Source organism: Mycobacterium shunyiense (genome assembly GCF_058270075.1).
The window spans coordinates 35131-51006 of record NZ_JBZDPU010000025.1 but is presented as its reverse complement, the minus strand read 5'-3'; the positions used below and the strand labels follow the sequence as shown (position 1 = coordinate 51006).

The 15876-nt window shown below is 67.5% G+C and carries 16 protein-coding genes; 10 read left to right on the top strand and 6 right to left on the bottom strand.

The annotated features are described in order from the left end of the window. Positions 1–2 precede the first annotated feature (2 nt). Positions 3–407 carry a Sec-independent protein translocase protein TatB gene (gene tatB / locus AC4ELH_RS26310; RefSeq protein ID WP_064886708.1) on the top strand — a complete coding sequence of 135 codons (405 nt, stop codon included), beginning with the start codon at positions 3–5 and terminating at the stop codon, positions 405–407. Here the strand turns inward: tatB and AC4ELH_RS26305 are convergent. From AC4ELH_RS26305 to AC4ELH_RS26290, 4 genes are all read right to left on the bottom strand, one after another. Continuing rightward, positions 404–1546 (bottom strand): Mrp/NBP35 family ATP-binding protein, encoded by a 1143-nt coding sequence (locus AC4ELH_RS26305; RefSeq protein ID WP_064886715.1) that lies wholly within the window; start codon positions 1544–1546, stop codon positions 404–406. The genes tatB and AC4ELH_RS26305 overlap by 4 nt on opposite strands. A 49-nt stretch (positions 1547–1595) precedes the next feature. After that, complete coding sequence (locus tag AC4ELH_RS26300; protein WP_064886714.1) at positions 1596–2879, bottom strand: lytic transglycosylase domain-containing protein; 1284 nt, start codon at positions 2877–2879, stop codon at positions 1596–1598. Positions 2880–3037: 158 nt separating this feature from the next. Beyond that, on the bottom strand, positions 3038–3583 hold the full coding sequence (locus tag AC4ELH_RS26295) for a DUF1003 domain-containing protein (protein WP_064886707.1): 546 nt from the start codon (positions 3581–3583) through the stop codon (positions 3038–3040). Beyond that, positions 3580–4866: a magnesium transporter MgtE N-terminal domain-containing protein gene (locus AC4ELH_RS26290; RefSeq protein ID WP_055116441.1), complete on the bottom strand. Its 1287-nt coding sequence runs from the start codon at positions 4864–4866 to the stop codon at positions 3580–3582. The genes AC4ELH_RS26295 and AC4ELH_RS26290 overlap by 4 nt, the downstream gene beginning before the upstream one ends. A gap of 25 nt (positions 4867–4891) precedes the next feature. On the opposite strand from AC4ELH_RS26290, the gene AC4ELH_RS26285 reads away from it, so the two are divergent. Continuing rightward, on the top strand, positions 4892–5857 hold the full coding sequence (locus tag AC4ELH_RS26285; RefSeq protein WP_498887668.1) for an HpcH/HpaI aldolase/citrate lyase family protein: 966 nt from the start codon (positions 4892–4894) through the stop codon (positions 5855–5857). A gap of 46 nt (positions 5858–5903) precedes the next feature. On the opposite strand, the gene AC4ELH_RS26280 is transcribed toward AC4ELH_RS26285, so the two are convergent. Beyond that, the gene (locus tag AC4ELH_RS26280; protein WP_064960405.1) at positions 5904–6644 is read right to left on the bottom strand and encodes a DUF4190 domain-containing protein; all 741 of its coding nucleotides are present in this window, start codon (positions 6642–6644) and stop codon (positions 5904–5906) included. 127 nt (positions 6645–6771) lie between these two features. On the opposite strand from AC4ELH_RS26280, the gene AC4ELH_RS26275 reads away from it, so the two are divergent. The 6 genes from AC4ELH_RS26275 (at position 6772) to AC4ELH_RS26250 (ending at position 12570) form a co-directional block, all read left to right on the top strand. Further along, positions 6772–7278, top strand: a complete 507-nt coding sequence (locus AC4ELH_RS26275; RefSeq protein WP_064886704.1) for a YflT domain-containing protein — start codon at positions 6772–6774, stop codon at positions 7276–7278. Between the two features lie 181 nt (positions 7279–7459). Further along, positions 7460–8857 (top strand): ABC transporter substrate-binding protein, encoded by a 1398-nt coding sequence (locus AC4ELH_RS26270; RefSeq protein ID WP_498887666.1) that lies wholly within the window; start codon positions 7460–7462, stop codon positions 8855–8857. Beyond that, entirely contained in the window at positions 8854–9759 is a 906-nt protein-coding gene (locus AC4ELH_RS26265; RefSeq protein ID WP_448448483.1) for a carbohydrate ABC transporter permease, read from the top strand. The genes AC4ELH_RS26270 and AC4ELH_RS26265 overlap by 4 nt, the downstream gene beginning before the upstream one ends. 69 nt (positions 9760–9828) lie before the next feature. Next, complete coding sequence (locus tag AC4ELH_RS26260; protein ID WP_448448516.1) at positions 9829–10653, top strand: ABC transporter permease subunit; 825 nt, start codon at positions 9829–9831, stop codon at positions 10651–10653. Positions 10654–10657: 4 nt separating this feature from the next. Then, entirely contained in the window at positions 10658–11962 is a 1305-nt protein-coding gene (locus AC4ELH_RS26255; protein WP_463805365.1) for an ABC transporter ATP-binding protein, read from the top strand. After that, complete coding sequence (locus AC4ELH_RS26250; protein WP_064886699.1) at positions 11959–12570, top strand: suppressor of fused domain protein; 612 nt, start codon at positions 11959–11961, stop codon at positions 12568–12570. The genes AC4ELH_RS26255 and AC4ELH_RS26250 overlap by 4 nt, the downstream gene beginning before the upstream one ends. Here AC4ELH_RS26250 and corA read toward each other — a convergent pair. Then, complete coding sequence (gene corA, locus AC4ELH_RS26245) at positions 12567–13670, bottom strand: magnesium/cobalt transporter CorA (RefSeq protein ID WP_064886698.1); 1104 nt, start codon at positions 13668–13670, stop codon at positions 12567–12569. The genes AC4ELH_RS26250 and corA overlap by 4 nt on opposite strands. Before the next feature lie 133 nt (positions 13671–13803). Here corA and AC4ELH_RS26240 point away from each other — a divergent pair, with 133 nt between their 5' ends. Together AC4ELH_RS26240 and AC4ELH_RS26235 are read left to right on the top strand one after the other, a co-directional pair. Further along, positions 13804–15015, top strand: a complete 1212-nt coding sequence (locus AC4ELH_RS26240; protein ID WP_064886697.1) for an NAD(P)-dependent malic enzyme — start codon at positions 13804–13806, stop codon at positions 15013–15015. Positions 15016–15023: 8 nt separating this feature from the next. Next, positions 15024–15875 (top strand): glycine betaine ABC transporter substrate-binding protein, encoded by an 852-nt coding sequence (locus tag AC4ELH_RS26235; RefSeq protein ID WP_448448480.1) that lies wholly within the window; start codon positions 15024–15026, stop codon positions 15873–15875. Position 15876: the final 1 nt, after the last annotated feature.

Here is a 15876-nt window from a genome sequence, read left to right as displayed (position 1 = left end):
CGATGTTCGCGAACATCGGATGGGGGGAGATGCTGGTCCTGGTGATCGCCGGTCTGGTGATCCTGGGGCCTGAGCGCCTGCCCGGTGCCATCCGGTGGACCTCCGGCGCTCTGCGTCAGGCACGCGACTATGTCAGCGGTGCCACCAGCCAGCTGCGCGAAGACCTGGGCCCGGAGTTCGACGATCTGCGGCAGCCCCTGGCCGAGTTGCAGAAGCTGCGCGGCATGACGCCGCGGGCCGCGCTCACCAAGCATCTGCTCGATGGCGACGACTCGTTCCTCACCGGGGCGTTCGACGACAGTAAGAATCAGCAGCCGTCGGTCCCGGGCGACAAGCCGGCCGGTGAGATCGACAGCAAGCCGGTAGACAAGGCGGCCGGCACGACGTTCGACCCCGACGCCACCTAGCGGCGCGCGGTATCCAGACCCAGCGACATCCCGGCCAGGCCCCGCTTGCGGGCCGACAGTCCGTCGGCGATCTTGCGCAGCTCGGCACCGGCCGCTGACTCGGGCGCCGACAGGACGAGCGGAACTCCGGAGTCCCCGGCTGCCACGAGCGCCGGGTCCAGCGGGACCTGGCCCAGCAGCGGGACCTCGGCGCCGACCGAGCGGGTGAGCGACTCCGCGACCTGACGGCCGCCGCCCTCACCGAACAGCTGCATGACGGTGCCGTCGGGCATCTGCAGACCGGACATGTTCTCGACCACGCCGGCGATGCGCTGACGGGTCTGCAGGGCGATCGCGCCGGCGCGCTCGGCCACCTCGGCGGCAGCCATCTGCGGAGTGGTCACCACCAGGATCTCCGCGCCGGGGATCAACTGGGCCACCGAGATGGCGATATCGCCGGTGCCGGGCGGCAGATCGAGCAGCAGCACGTCCAGATCGCCCCAGTAGACGTCGGCCAGGAACTGTTGCAGGGCCCGATGCAGCATCGGCCCACGCCACACCACGGGCGTGTTGCCCTGTGTGAACATGGCGATCGAGATGACCTTCACGTCGTGGGCGATCGGCGGCAGGATCATCGAGTCGACCTGGGTGGGCCGGTCGTTGGTGCCCATCATGCGCGGTACCGAATGGCCGTAGATGTCGGCATCCAGCAGACCGACGGACAGACCGCGGGCGGCCATCGCCGCGGCCAGGTTGACCGTCACGCTGGACTTGCCCACGCCGCCCTTCCCGGAGGCGACCGCGTAGACCCGGGTCAGGGAGTTGGGCTGGGCGAAGGGGATCACCGGTTCGCGGGAATCGCCACGCAGCAGCGTGCGCAGTTCGGCGCGCTGCTCGTCGTTCATCACGTCGAGGCTCACCTTGACCGCGCCGGTGCCCGGCACATCGGTGGCGGCGGCCGTCACGAGGTCGGCGATCTCGGTCTTCTTCGGGCAGGCCGCGGTGGTCAGGTAGATCTCGACGTGGACGCCGTGGTCGGCATCGATCGAGATGTTCTTGACCATGCCGAGTTCGGTGATCGGCTTCCGCAATTCGGGGTCGATCACCTTGGCCAGCGCAGCGCGAACTGCGGATTGCAGCTCAGTGGCAGATTCGGACATCACCGCCGAGTCTACGGCGGCCGCACCGCGACCTGGATTCAGGCCAGCATCAGGCCGGACCCGGTGCCGGTCCCGGCGCGGGTCCGGGTGCCGGCCCGACAAGTGCCGGAGCGGCAGGCGCGGCCTCGATCGGTGGGCCGACCGGCGCGCCAGGCAACGGTCCCGGCGGGGGCGCCAGCTGCGGAGCGGGGACCGGCCCCGGTCCCGGAGCGGGGGGCGGCCCCAGCGGCGGCGCGGGAGCCGGCGGGGGAGCCTGCTCGCCCAGGCAGAACACCACGCATGCGGGCTGGCGCGGCTGCTCCCAGGGCGGGACCCACGGCGGCGGGGCGGCGGGCGTCTCGGACGGGATGGCCTGGGCCGGACCGGGCAGCGGGCCGAGCACCTGCCCGGGCGCGAATCCCGGGACGTTCTGTGTGCCGGTCTCATTGCGGTTGAGCAGCGGGATCAGAGCCAGCGGATCGCCAGCGGGCAGCCCGGTGGCATCGGCCGGCAGGCCCGGTCCGAGGCCCTCGGGATTGTCCAGATGCGAATCACCGATCGGCGGAATGGACCCGGTGATCTCCGGCAGGTCGACCGGCACCACGCCCGTGGCATACGCGGCGGCCCAGCCCAACACGTTGCGGGCGTAGGCCACCGAGTTGTTGTACCGGAGGATGGCGGTCATGACCTGGGACTGTTCCCGCAGGTTGAGCCCGCCGCTGCACAGGTAGCGGGCGGCGGCCAGCGCCGAATCGAACACATTCTGCACGTCGGCCTTGCCGTCACCGTCCCCGTCGGAGGCATACCGGGCCCAGGTTCCGGGCAGGAACTGCATCGGCCCCATCGCCCGGACATAGGAGATCCGCCCGGCCTGAGCGCTCTGGACGATGATCTCGTTGCCCGGCAGGGTGCCGTCGAGGGCGGGACCGTAGATCGGCCGCACCGCGGTGCCGCGGGCATCGGTGGCGCCGCCGTTGGCGTGCCCCGACTCGATCCGGCCGATGCCGGCCAGCAGGTTCCAGCTGATCCCGCAACCGGGGTAGGCCGCGGCCATCATCCGTTCGGCATTGCGGTACGCCTTCAGCGACGTGCCCGGAATGCCAAGGGCGCCAGGGGTATTGACGACGAAAGCGGGCGGGGGAGCCGAGATCGTGGTCATCGCCTTGATGCGGAAGTTCGTGGGGGGCCTGGCCGCGGCGACCACCGCGGGGCCCGAGCGGTCGATCTGCGGCTGCACCGCGGCCAGCGGCGTGACCGCGGTATCGGACATGTCGACGTCAGATGCGGAAGACCCGGCACCGGCGACCAGAACGATGGGAGCCAGGACGGCGACGCCGAGCACAGGTGAGCGCATGAGCTGGCTCATACGGCGCCGAGCGGTCTCGAACACCGCTCCTCCCCCTACGCGCAATTGCCTGTCCTTAGGTCAGCTTTGGCCAAATACCATGTTGTGAACCAAGTCACCATACATAGTCCCGGTTTCCGTTGTTACGACAATGGTCGACAGCGAGATCAACCACCGCGTTTGGACCGGCGTTCACCCCCGTCGGATTTGCTCGGGTTCGCCCGGTCGCCGTCGGCGGGCAAGGTGATCTCGGTGATCAGGTCACGCAGTTCTTCCAACTCGCGGCGCAGGTAGTCGCGGGTGGCAACCTCGCCGACCGCCAACCGCAGCGACGCCAGTTCCCTGGCCAGGTACTCGGTGTCGGCCTTGGTCTGTTCGGCCCGGCGCCGGTCTTCCTCGAGGGAGACCCGGTCCCGGTTCTCCTGCCGGTTCTGGGCCAGCAGGATGAGCGGGGCGGCATACGCGGCCTGAGTCGAGAACGCCAGGTTGAGCAGGATGAACGGGTACGGGTCCCATTGGAAGGTGAAGACGCCGATGTTGAGGGCGATCCAGACCAGCACCACGATGGTCTGAATGGCCAGGTAGCGCCCGGTGCCGAGGAAACGCGCGATCGACTCGCTGAACGCGCCCACCGCCTCGATGTCGACGTGCAGCCCGAAGCCGCGGGTCGCGCGCGGGGTGTCCAGCCGCTGACGCGCCGAGGTTTCGCTCATGAGCCCGCCACCGGGAGCTCAGGCTCGTCACGTTCACGCCAGTCGTCGGGCAGCATGTGGTCGAGCACGTCGTCGACCGACACCGCCCCCAAGAGGTGGTTCTCCTCATCGACGACGGGGCCGCACACCAGGTTGTACGCGGCGAAGTAGCGGGTCACCGCGGCCAGTGAATCGGCCGGGCTCAGGCTGGGCAAATCCGTATCGGCGATACCGCTGACCAGGGCCGCCGGCGGTTCTCGTAGCAACCGTTGCAGGTGGACGCAGCCCAGGTACTGCCCGGTCGGGGTGGCGCTGGGTGGCCGCGTGACGAAGACCATCGAGGCCAGGGCCGGCGTGAGATCGGGGTCGCGGATTCGCGCCAACGCCTCGGCGACAGTGGTGTCGGGCGCCAGGACCACTGGTTCGCTGGTCATCAGACCACCTGCGGTGTCGGGTGAGTGGGCCAGCAGCCGTCGCACATCCTCGGAATCCTCGGGGTCCATCTTGCGCAGCAGGGTCTCGGCATCGGCCGGGGTCATCGAACCCAGCACGTCGGCGGCGTCGTCGGGGTCCATCGCCTCCAGGACGTCGGCGGCGCGTTCGGTGTTCAGCTGGCGCAGCACCGCGGCCTGCTCATCTTCGGGGAGCTCCTGCAACACGTCGGCCAGCCGCTCGTCGTCGAACGCCCGGTACAGCTCGTAGCGCCGCTTGGTCGGCAGTTCGCGGAGGGCCTCGGCCACCTCGATGGGTCGTTGTCCCTCGAACTGCTCGAGCAGCGAGGCCACCCCCTGGTCCGGCATCGCCAGGCCGGACGGCGTCAGGCCGTGCACGTTCTGCCACTCGACGACGTGGATGTTGGTGCGCCGTCCGAGGCGTCGTTGCGGACGCACCGCCACCCGGGTCACCACCCAGTCGCGGGTCCGGGTCTGCTCGATGCCCAGATCGACTACCACGACGTCGATTCCGGCCAGTTGCTCCAGATCGGGATCGTCGACCCGCACCCGGGTTTCGAGTACCTGGCCCAGAACCAGCACCTCGCCGGGGCGCTGCGCGAACCGGCGCAGCGACACGCTACCGGTGGCCAGCGTCACCGAACCGGGTTCGATCGCGGTGACCCGCAGAATCGGAACGAAAATCCTTCGTCGGGTGAGCAATTCGACCACCAGGCCGAGAACACGCGGCTGCTGCCGGACGATGCTGATGCTGATCACCACATCGCGGACACGGCCGATGGACTCCCCGTCGGGGCCCAGCACGACCATCCCCGCCAGCCGGGCCGCGTAGACCCTGTTCACCGCCGCCATGAGTCAAAGGGTAGAGACTGTGGTCGTGGAGAACACGTATCGACCCCGCAGAACGTGCCTCTCGGTTCCGGGCAGCAGCCTGAAGATGATCGAGAAGGCCAAAGCGCTGCCTGCTGACGAGGTGTTCCTCGATCTCGAGGACGCGGTCGCCCCCGAGGCCAAGGCGTCGGCCCGCGCACAGGTGGCGGTCGCACTGGCCGGTGACGGCTGGGCAGGCCAGCTGCGTGGGGTACGGGTCAACGACTGGACCACCCCATGGACCTACGCCGACGTGATCGAGGTGGTGTCCACTGTGGCATCAGCGGGGGCGTCCATCGATCTCATCGTGTTGCCCAAGGTGACCGAGGTGGCCCACGTGCAGGCGCTGGATCTGCTGCTCACCCAGCTGGAGGTCACCCATGGGCTGGAACCCGGCCGGATCGGGATCGAGGCGCAGATCGAGAACGCGCAGGGACTGACCAACGTCGACGCGATCGCAGCCGGCCCGCGGGTGTGCGCGCTGGTGCTGGGACCCGGGGACATGGCGGCCAGCCTCAACATGCGCACTCTGGAGGTCGGCGGGCAGCCCGACGGGTACGACATCGGCGACGCCCATCACCACGTGCTGATGCGCATCCTGATCGCCGCGCGCAACCGCGGGATCAACGCGATCGACGGGCCGTATGTGAAGGTGCGCGACGTGGACGGGTTCCGCCGGGTGGCCGGCCGCTCAGCGGCACTGGGTTACGACGGCAAGTGGGTGCTGCACCCGGACCAGATCGAGGCCGGCAACGAGATCTTCAGTCCTCGCCAGGCCGATTACGATCACGCCGAGCTGATCCTGGACGCCTACGAGTGGCACACCTCGCAGGCCGGCGGGGCCAGGGGAGCGGTGATGCTCGGCGACGAGATGATCGACGAGGCCAGCCGCAAGATGGCTTTGGTGATCGCGGGCAAGGGGCGGGCAGCGGGGATGAACCGGCTGGCCGACCCCTTCCGGCCGCCCACTTAGGCCGGACCCTCCTGTGCTGCACCAGATTTGGTGCCGTGGGGCGGGGCTATGAGCCGAGGGCGCTGCCGATGAAGAACAGCAGCCAGACGCCGTTGATCAGGGTGCCGAAGGCGCCGACAGCGATACCGGCAATCGCAAGGCCGCGGCCCGGTTGCTCGGCGTACGGGCCGTAACCGAATTGTCCGCTCTGCGGGCCGTAGCCCAATTGTCCGCTCTGCGGACCGAAGCCCGGTGCACTCTGCTTGATCTGATTGAGCGCGACGATCCCGAGACCGATACCGACCAGGGCGGCGAGCAGTCCGACCCCGCAGGCGAAGAACATGATGAGCGACAGGACCGAGGCGACCAGCGATCCGATCGCCATGCTGTTGGTGGGGTTGGCCGGTGGCATCCCGTAACCACCTGGGTATCCCGGGTAGCCGGACACGCCGGCGGGGTAACCGCCGGGCGGTGCGAAATCCGGCGGTGCGTAACCCGGCGGTGGCGGTGGATATCCGGGCAGCGGCGGGGGATAGCCGGCACCACCCGGCATTGACGGCGGCAGCCCCGGCGGTGGCGGGTAGTCGTACGGAATGTCGGCGGGGTAGTCGATCGCAGGCGGATAAGGCGTGCCGGGATCGGGGGTCGGCGGCGCGAACTCGTACGACGGTTGCGCCGCGCCGGTATCCGGCCGATCCTGAGAGTGCTCGATCGAAGGTGCTTCGTAGCCGCTGGACGACAGTTCAGACGGTTGGGAACCGGGGTCGGATGGCGGCGTTTCGCCCGCGTTGCCGTCCGCGTTTGTCATGCTGATCAACCTAGCGCACGGACAATGGCGCCAAGGGGGGCGTGACTCCGGCACCAATTCCGGTGTGAGGGCGTTGCTGTAACGAGAGCAGCCGCCGAGCAGGCGGTGCGGAGGAGAGTGAAGTTCGATGACGAGCCCATTTCAGTCCGGTCAGACACCGGGTGCCGCGCCCACGGCGCGCGGTGCGCTGCCGACGCCGCCCAAAGGCTGGCCGATCGGCTCCTACCCGACGTACGCGGAGGCCCAGCGTGCCGTCGACTACCTGTCCGACCAAGAGTTCCCCGTGCAGCAGGTGACGATCGTCGGGGTGGATCTCATGCAGGTCGAGCGGGTCACGGGCCGGCTGAGCTGGCCCAAGGTGCTCGGCGGCGGTGTGTTGTCCGGCGCCTGGCTCGGCCTGTTCATCGGCCTGATCCTGGGCTTCTTCAGCCCCAACCCGTGGAGCGCACTGCTCACCGGTCTGGTCGCCGGCGTCTTCTTCGGCTTGATCACCTCGGCGATCCCGTACGCGATGGCTCGCGGCACAAGAGATTTCAGTTCGACGATGCAGCTGGTCGCGGGCCGCTATGACGTGCTGTGCGACCCGCAGGGTGCCGAGCAGGGCCGAGATCTGCTGGCCCGCTTGACGATCTGACCCGTCTCGCCACCAGTGCCGGGCCGCGGTGGCAAAGTTCCGCAGGTCACGATTGTGACGCGGCGCGCCCGGCACTGTTGCACATAGCTCCGCATGGCTCTACGGTTTGCGCGCGGGAGCCGCTCCGGCGTCGTGGGGGCCGCTCCGGCGGCGAGAGATGACTCGGACGGGAGGCAGAGCGGTGCGCGCTCGGCGGCTATGTGCTGCGGCAGTGGCCGCGTTGACGACGGCCTCGGTGGTGTCGGCTTGTGGCAAAGGCGACGACGGGATCGTCATCAACTACTACACCCCGGCCAACGAGATGGCGACTTTCACCGCCGTGGCCAAACGCTGCAATGAAGAACTCGGCGGCCGTTTCACCATCAAGCAGGTGAGTTTGCCGAAAGGTGCTGACGACCAACGGTTGCAGCTCGCCCGGCGGCTGACCGGCAACGACAAGACGCTCGACATCATGGCGCTCGACGTGGTCTGGACCGCCGAGTTCGCCGAGGCCGGCTGGGCCGTGCCATTGTCCGAGGATCCGGCCGGCGAAGCCGAGTCCGACGCGGAATCCAACACCCTGCCCGGACCGTTGGAGACGGCCCGCTGGCAAGGCAGGTTGTACGCCTCACCGATCACCACCAATACCCAATTGCTGTGGTACCGGGCCGATTTGATGGACGGACCGCCGTCCACCTGGGACGGCATGGTTTCGGAGGCGTCGCGACTGCACGCGGCGGGCAAGCCCAGTTGGATTGCGGTGCAGGCCAAGCAGTACGAGGGCCTGGTGGTGTGGTTCAACACCCTGCTGGCCAGTGCCGGCGGCCAGGTGCTCTCCGAGGACGGCAAGACCGTCACGCTGACCGACACCCCGGAACATCGCGCGGCGACGGTCAAGGCACTGCAGATCATCAAATCGGTTGCCACCGCGCCCGGCGCCGACCCGTCGGTCACCCAGACCGATGAGGGAACGGCCCGACTGGCTCTCGAACAGGGCAAGGCCGCGCTCGAGGTCAACTGGCCGTTCGTGCTGCCCTCACTGCTGGAGAACGCCGTCAAGGGCGGGGTGAACTTCCTTCCCCTCGACAAACGTGCCGACCTGACCGGCGCCATCAACGATCTCGGCACCTTCTCGCCGACCGACGAACAGTTCGAGTCGGCCTACGAGGCGAGCAAAGACGTGTTCGGCTTCGCCAACTACCCGGGGGTGTCCGAGGGTGAGCCGGCAAAGGTGACCATCGGCGGGCTGAACCTCGCGGTGGCCAAGACCAGCCGGCACAAGGCCGAGGCCTTCGAAGCCATCCGCTGCCTGCGCAATGTCGAGAACCAGCGGTACACCTCGGTCGAAGGCGGTCTGCCCGCGGTGCGGGAGTCGCTGTACGACGATCCGGCGTTCCAGGCCAAGTACCCGCAGTACGCGATCATCCGCGAGCAGCTGACCAACGCCGCGGTGCGGCCCGCGACGCCGGTCTATCAGGCTGTGTCCACCCGCATTTCGGCCACCCTGGCCCCGATCACCGACATCGATCCGGAGCACACCGCCGATGAGCTGACCGAACAGGTGCAGAAGGCCATCGACGGCAAGGGGCTGATCCCGTGACTTCGGCGACGACCTCCACGACGGCCAACCGCGCCTCCGAACGCAAGCTGGCGTTTGCGCTGATCGCGCCCGCGGTGATCCTGATGATCGCGGTCACCGCGTATCCGATCGGTTACGCGGTGTGGCTGAGCTTGCAGCGCTACAACCTGGCCGCCCCCGACGACACCGCATTTGTCGGGTTCGCCAACTATCAGACCATCCTGACCGACCGGTACTGGTGGACCGCGTTCGTGGTGACCCTGGCGATCACTGTCGTCTCGGTGACGATCGAGTTCGTCCTCGGCATGGCACTGGCGCTGGTCATGCACCGCACCACCTTCGGCAAGGGCGTGGTGCGCACCGCGGTGTTGATCCCCTACGGGATCGTGACGGTGGCAGCCTCCTACAGCTGGTACTACGCCTGGACGCCGGGCACCGGCTATCTGGCCAACCTGCTGCCCGACGGCAGCGCTCCGTTGACCGAACAGTTGCCCTCGCTGGCGATCATCGTGCTGGCCGAAGTGTGGAAGACCACGCCGTTCATGGCGCTGCTGCTGCTGGCCGGGCTGGCGCTGGTGCCGCAGGATCTGCTCAACGCCGCCGAGGTCGACGGGGCCGGAGCGTGGACGCGGTTGGTGAGAATTATTCTGCCGCTGATCAAACCGGCCATCCTGGTCGCCCTGTTGTTCCGCACCCTGGACGCCTTCCGGATCTTCGACAACATCTATGTGTTGACCGGGGGAGCCAACAGCACCGGGTCGGTGTCGATCCTGGGGTATGACAACCTGTTCAAGGCGTTCAACCTCGGATTGGGCTCGGCCATCAGCGTATTGATCTTCCTGTCGGTGGCGGTCATCGCGTTCATCTTCATCAAGCTGTTCGGTGCGTCGGCGCCCGGTGCAGAGGCGGAGGGGCACCGATGAGCGCTTGCGCGAAGAGCGAGGGACGATGAGCGCTTGCGCGAAGAGCGGGGGACAGCCATGACCGAGCGAGTGGGTGCGCGGCGCGCGACCGGGTGGACGGTCGTGAACATCCTGGTGGTGCTCTACGCGTTGATACCGGTCTTGTGGATTCTGTCGCTGTCGTTGAAGCCGACGTCGAGTGTCAAGGACGGCAAGCTGATTCCGTCGCAGATCACGTTCGACAACTACAAGGGCATCTTCACCGGGAACATCTTCACCTCGGCGTTGATCAACTCGATCGGCATCGGCTTGATCACCACGGTGATCGCGGTGACCATCGGCGGCATGGCGGCCTACGCGGTGGCCCGACTGGACTTCCCCGGCAAGAAGCTGTTGGTGGGGGTCGCCCTGCTGATCGCGATGTTCCCGCAGATCTCGCTGGTGACCCCGATCTTCAACCTGTGGCGCAGTATCGGTCTGTTCGACACGTGGCCCGGGCTGATCATCCCCTACATCACCTTTGCGCTGCCGCTGGCGATCTACACGCTCTCGGCGTTCTTCCGGGAGATCCCTTGGGATCTGGAGAAGGCCGCGAAGATGGATGGGGCCACCCCGGCGCAGGCCTTCCGCAAGGTGATCGCTCCGTTGGCGGCTCCTGGCATCGTCACCGCGGCCATCCTGGTGTTCATCTTCGCGTGGAACGACCTGCTTTTGGCGCTGTCGTTGACCGCGACCGAGCGGGCGATCACCGCGCCGGTGGCGATCGCGAACTTCACCGGCAGTTCCCAGTTCGAGGAACCGACCGGGTCGATCGCGGCCGGTGCGATGGTCATCACGATCCCGATCATTATCTTTGTTCTCATCTTCCAGCGGCGGATCGTCGCTGGCCTGACATCCGGTGCGGTAAAGGGGTAATTGGATGGCCGAAATTGTGTTGGACCGGGTCACCAAGAGTTACCCCGACGGTGCGGGCGGCACGAGAGAGGCCGTCAAAGAGTTCTCGATGACGATCGCCGACGGTGAGTTCATCATCCTGGTGGGACCGTCCGGGTGCGGTAAGTCCACCACACTGAACATGATCGCCGGGCTTGAGGACATCTCGTCGGGCGAACTCCGGATCGGTGGCGAGCGGGTCAACGAGAAGGCGCCCAAGGACCGCGATATCGCGATGGTGTTCCAGTCCTATGCGCTCTACCCGCACATGACGGTGCGGCAGAACATCGCCTTCCCGCTGACCCTGGCCAAGCTCAAGAAGGACGAGATCGAGGCCAAGGTCGCCGAGACCGCCAAGATCCTGGACCTGACCGAACTGCTCGACCGCAAGCCCGCACAGTTGTCGGGCGGGCAGCGTCAGCGGGTGGCGATGGGGCGGGCAATCGTGCGTCGCCCCAAGGCATTCCTGATGGATGAGCCGCTGAGCAACCTGGACGCCAAGCTGCGCGTGCAGATGCGCGCCGAGATCTCGCGACTGCAGAGTCGGCTGGGCACCACGACGGTCTACGTCACGCACGACCAGACCGAGGCGATGACCCTGGGCGATCGGGTTGTGGTGTTGCTGGCAGGCGAGATTCAGCAGATCGGCACGCCCGACGAGTTGTACAACAACCCGGCGAACCTGTTCGTGGCCGGCTTCATCGGATCACCGGCGATGAATTTCTTCCCGGCCACGTTCACCGACGTCGGGGTGCGGCTGCCGTTCGGCGACGTCACCCTGACCCAGCAGGTGCATGATCAGCTGGCGCGGCATCCCAAGCCCGACAACATCATCGTCGGGATCCGGCCCGAGCATCTGGAGGACGCTTCGTTGCTCGACGGGTACGCGCGGATCCGGGCTCTGAGCTTCCCGGTGCGCGCCGACATCGTCGAGTCGCTCGGTGCCGACAAGTACGTGCACTTCACGATCGAGGGTGCGGGCGCCGAGGCGGCACAGCTTGCCGAGTTGGCGGCGGATTCCGGCGCGGGTGCCAACGAGTTCGTCGCCCGGGTGTCTGCCGAGTCCACGGCCGCCGGCGGCCAGCAGATCCAATTGGCCTTCGACACCTCGAAGTTGGCGATCTTCGACGCCGCGACCGGGGTGAACCTGACCCGTACCGAGCCCGCCGAGGAACCCGAGCCGGCCGAGGACACCGCGGAGACCGAGACCGGGCCCGACGAGACCGAGGAATCCGGGGCAGCCGCACCCGCCGAGTCGGCCGAGCCGGCCGGAGAACCGACAGCAGAGTGATCGACGTCCTGGCTGCCGTCCGCGCCCACGTGGGCGAATACTTCGGTGCGGCAGGCATTTCCGCGGAACCCGTCAGTGCCAGCGTGACGTTCCTGGGTACCGAGCGCATCGACGTCCTGCGGTTCGGCCCGGATCTGCGCTCTGGTGGAAGCGGACAGGATCTGTATCACTATGTGACGGTGGGCTGTTCGCGTCACCCGATGTTCGATCCGACCGAACTGGTCTCCGATCCGATCCACGGTCCCCGGGCCGAGGTGGTGCTCTCGCTCCGGGGTCCGACCCCGGGCGGGCTGGCCCGGTCACTGGCCGTCCTGGCTGCCGCACCCGCGGTGGAAGGCCTGGTGCTGGAGGCCGACGCGCTCATCGACCTGGAGACCCAGTTGTTCGACTCCGCACCGTTCAGCGCATTCCTGCTGGGCCCCAGCGATATCGGCGAGGTTCCTCTGGCCGAGCCGCTCTCGCCGGTGACCGTGCTCTCGGCCACGCCCATCACCGCCACCGAGGCAGCCTGGGTGCGCCTGAAGGGTGCGGACGCCATGCGGGAGGCGTGGCAGACCGATGGGGTGGACGTGCTGGATCCGACCAGACGGGCAGCGAGCCCCAGCTAGAGCCAGTCGTTGTGGCGGAACGTGCGATACAGCGCGAAGCAGATGAGGGCCATGGACAGGAGTACGGCGGGATAGCCCCAGGTCCACTGCAATTCGGGCATGTGCTCGAAGTTCATCCCGTAGATCCCGGCCATCGCGGTCGGCACCGCGGCGATCGCCACCCACGCGGAGATCTTGCGCATGTCCACGTTCTGCTGCATGGCGACCTTGCCGAGTGCGGCCTGCACCAGCGAGCTGAGCATCTCGTCGTAGCTCGTGACGCGATCGGAGGCCTGCACGTTGTGGTCGTGCACGTCGCGCATGTACCTGCGTACCTCGACCGAGATCAGGTCGTTGTGGTCGGTGAGAAGGCGGGCCAGGGCCAGGGTCAACGGGGCCACCGCACGGCGCATTTCGACGACTTCCCGCTTGAGCAGGTAGATGCTCTCGATGTTGGTGTGCGTGCCGGGGGAGAAGATGTCCTCCTCCATCGCGTCGATGTCGGTTTCCATCAGATCGGTCACGTCGAGGTAGCTGTCCACCACATGGTCGGCGATCGCGTGCATGACCGCGAATGGCCCGAGTTTCAGGGTGGCAGGCGAGGATTCGAGCCTCTTCCGCACGCCGGCCAGCCCGCCGTGCTCGCCGTGACGAACGGTGACGACGAAGTCCGGCCCGACGAAGATCATGATCTCGCCGGTCTCGACGATCTCGCGGGCCAGTGCCACGGATTCGTGCTCGACGTAGTTGATGGTCTTGAGTACCAGGAACAGGGTCTTGTCGTACCGCTCGAGCTTGGGGCGCTGGTGGGCGTGCACCGCGTCCTCGACGGCCAGCTCGTGCAGGCCGAAAACGTCTGCCACCGACTGCATCTGGAATTCGTCGGGTTCGTGCAGACCGATCCAGACGAATGCCTTCTGACCGGCGTTCTGCAACTCACGGACCTTGTTCAGAGCCGCGGCGTGGGTGTACTTGCCGGGTAACCGGTCACCGCCGCAGTAGACACCGCAATCGACCATCGCGCGGGCGACCGGAACGTGGATCGTCTTGGCGTCGGGGTCGGTGGGGCGGGTCCTTGCCGTCGAACGCAGGGCCGGTGGCAAGGCGCGGAATGAGGGCATGATCTGCGACCTTCCTGCGCGGTGTGCAGCTACCTGATCAGCACAGAGAATGCTACGCGTAGTTACTGTTAAGTAACGCTCACCAGCGGGGAACCGGGCCCTGTGAGAATTGGCATTGAAGTACCCTTGCGCCGTGTCGGAAAGTACAGTCGCCTCCTCGTCCGAGCGCTCGTCAGCGGAGCGCACCCCGCAAGTTGTCATCGAAGACGCCGAGATCTTCGATGCTCATGAAGGCGGAAAGCTCTCGGTCGAGTTGAAGGAGCCGCTGGACACCCAGCGTGCGCTGTCGATCGCCTATACCCCTGGTGTCGCCCAGGTGAGCCGGGCGATCGCCACGGATCACACGCTCGCTGCCAAGTACACCTGGGCCAACCGCCTGGTCGCGGTGGTCAGCGACGGCACCGCGGTGCTGGGCCTCGGCGATATCGGCCCCGCGGCGTCGCTGCCGGTCATGGAGGGCAAGAGCGCGCTGTTCAAGTCCTTCGGCGGGCTGAACTCGATCCCGATCGTGCTGGACACCAAGGATCCCGACGAGATCGTCGAGACCCTGATCCGGCTGCGTCCGACCTTCGGCGCGGTGAACCTGGAGGACATCTCGGCGCCGCGGTGCTTCGAGATCGAGCGCAGGGTCATCGAGGCGCTGGACTGCCCGGTCATGCACGACGACCAGCACGGCACGGCGATCGTGGTGCTAGCCGCGCTGCTGGGCGCCACGAAGGTCCTCGAGCGTGACATCCATGCACTGCGCGTCGTCATCTCGGGCGCCGGTGCAGCGGGTGTGGCGTGTGCCAACATCCTGCTGAACAAGGGTATTACCGACGTCGTCGTGCTCGACTCGCAGGGCATCGTGCACTCGGGTCGTGACAACCTCAATTCCTTCAAGGCCGAGCTGGCCGGGCGCACCAACCCGCGCAAGCTCACCGGTGGGGTGGCCGAGGCGCTCGAGGGCGCCGACGTGTTCCTCGGGGTGTCGGCCGGCGTCGTGCCCGAGGAGCTCATCGCGACGATGGCTCCCAACTCCATCGTCTTCGCGCTGTCCAACCCGGACCCGGAGATCCACCCGGACGCGGCCCGCAAGTACGCCGCGGTGGTGGCGACCGGACGCAGCGACTTCCCGAACCAGATCAACAACGTGTTGGCCTTCCCGGGCGTGTTCCGCGGGGCGCTCGACGCCGGTGCCCGTCGTATCACCGAGAAGATGAAGGTGGCGGCTGCCGAGGCGATCTTCTCGGTCGTGGGCGACGATCTGGCGGTCGACCACATCGTGCCCAGTGCGCTCGATCCGCGGGTCGGTCCCGCGGTTGCGGCCGCGGTCGCAGCGGCGTCTGATACCGCAGAATCCTGAGTTCGCGAATGCGCCGAACTCTGGCGTTGGCGCTGTTGACCATGTCGACGCTGCTCGTGGCAGTGTTGGGGGGCTGCGCGTCCAACTCGGCCTCGGCTGCTCTCGCGGTCGGGGCGGGGCCGGCGCCGGAGTCGGCACTGCTCGGTCATCTGTATGCCGCGGCACTGCGCTATTACGGCACGCCGGCCGTGGTCACCGAGACCGACGGCAGCCTCGGGGTGCTGGATTCGGGATCGGTGACCGTGCAGCCGGGGTTCACCGGCCGGTTCCTGACGCGGCTGGTTCCGGCCGCCACGGCCCGCGCGGACGAGCAGGTCTACCGGGACCTGGTCTCGGCGCTGCCCGAAGGCGTCGCGGCCGGCGACTACACCATGTCGGCACAGGACAAGCCCGCGCTGGTGGTCGCCGAGGCCACCGCCACGGCGTGGCGCGGGACCGATCTGAGCGCGCTGCGCCGCAACTGTGCCCAGGCACGGCCGGGTGCCGTGGTCGGTTCCTCGGTGCCCGAGGCGGTGGGGTCCTGCAATCTGCCCAAGGCCGTCACATTCCCCGACGACAAGAGCCTGTTCGCCGCATTACGTGCGGGGAAGATCAACGCAGCCTGGTCCACGACAGCCGATCCGGCGATCCCGTCGGACCTGACCGTGCTGGCCGACAAGACGGCGCTGATCCGCGGTGAGAACGTGGTGCCGCTGTATCGCCGCAACACACTGAACGAGCGCCAGGTTCTGGCGCTCAACGAGATCGCCGGCGTCCTGGACACCGGATCGCTGGCCGACATGCGCAGACAGGTCGCCGAGGGCAAGGATCCCGGTGCGGTGGCAGACGAATTTCTCCAGTCCAACCCGCTGGGCCACTAGC

Coding starts and splice junctions, on each gene's coding strand:
- tatB (WP_064886708.1), top strand. CDS start 3: ATGTTCGCGAACATCGGATGGGGGGAGATGCTGGTCCTGGTGATCGCC.
- AC4ELH_RS26305 (WP_064886715.1), bottom strand. CDS start 1,546: ATGTCCGAATCTGCCACTGAGCTGCAATCCGCAGTTCGCGCTGCGCTG.
- AC4ELH_RS26300 (WP_064886714.1), bottom strand. CDS start 2,879: ATGCGCTCACCTGTGCTCGGCGTCGCCGTCCTGGCTCCCATCGTTCTG.
- AC4ELH_RS26295 (WP_064886707.1), bottom strand. CDS start 3,583: ATGAGCGAAACCTCGGCGCGTCAGCGGCTGGACACCCCGCGCGCGACC.
- AC4ELH_RS26290 (WP_055116441.1), bottom strand. CDS start 4,866: ATGGCGGCGGTGAACAGGGTCTACGCGGCCCGGCTGGCGGGGATGGTC.
- AC4ELH_RS26280 (WP_064960405.1), bottom strand. CDS start 6,644: ATGACAAACGCGGACGGCAACGCGGGCGAAACGCCGCCATCCGACCCC.
- AC4ELH_RS26275 (WP_064886704.1), top strand. CDS start 6,772: ATGACGAGCCCATTTCAGTCCGGTCAGACACCGGGTGCCGCGCCCACG.
- AC4ELH_RS26255 (WP_463805365.1), top strand. CDS start 10,658: ATGGCCGAAATTGTGTTGGACCGGGTCACCAAGAGTTACCCCGACGGT.
- corA (WP_064886698.1), bottom strand. CDS start 13,670: ATGCCCTCATTCCGCGCCTTGCCACCGGCCCTGCGTTCGACGGCAAGG.
- AC4ELH_RS26235 (WP_448448480.1), top strand. CDS start 15,024: ATGCGCCGAACTCTGGCGTTGGCGCTGTTGACCATGTCGACGCTGCTC.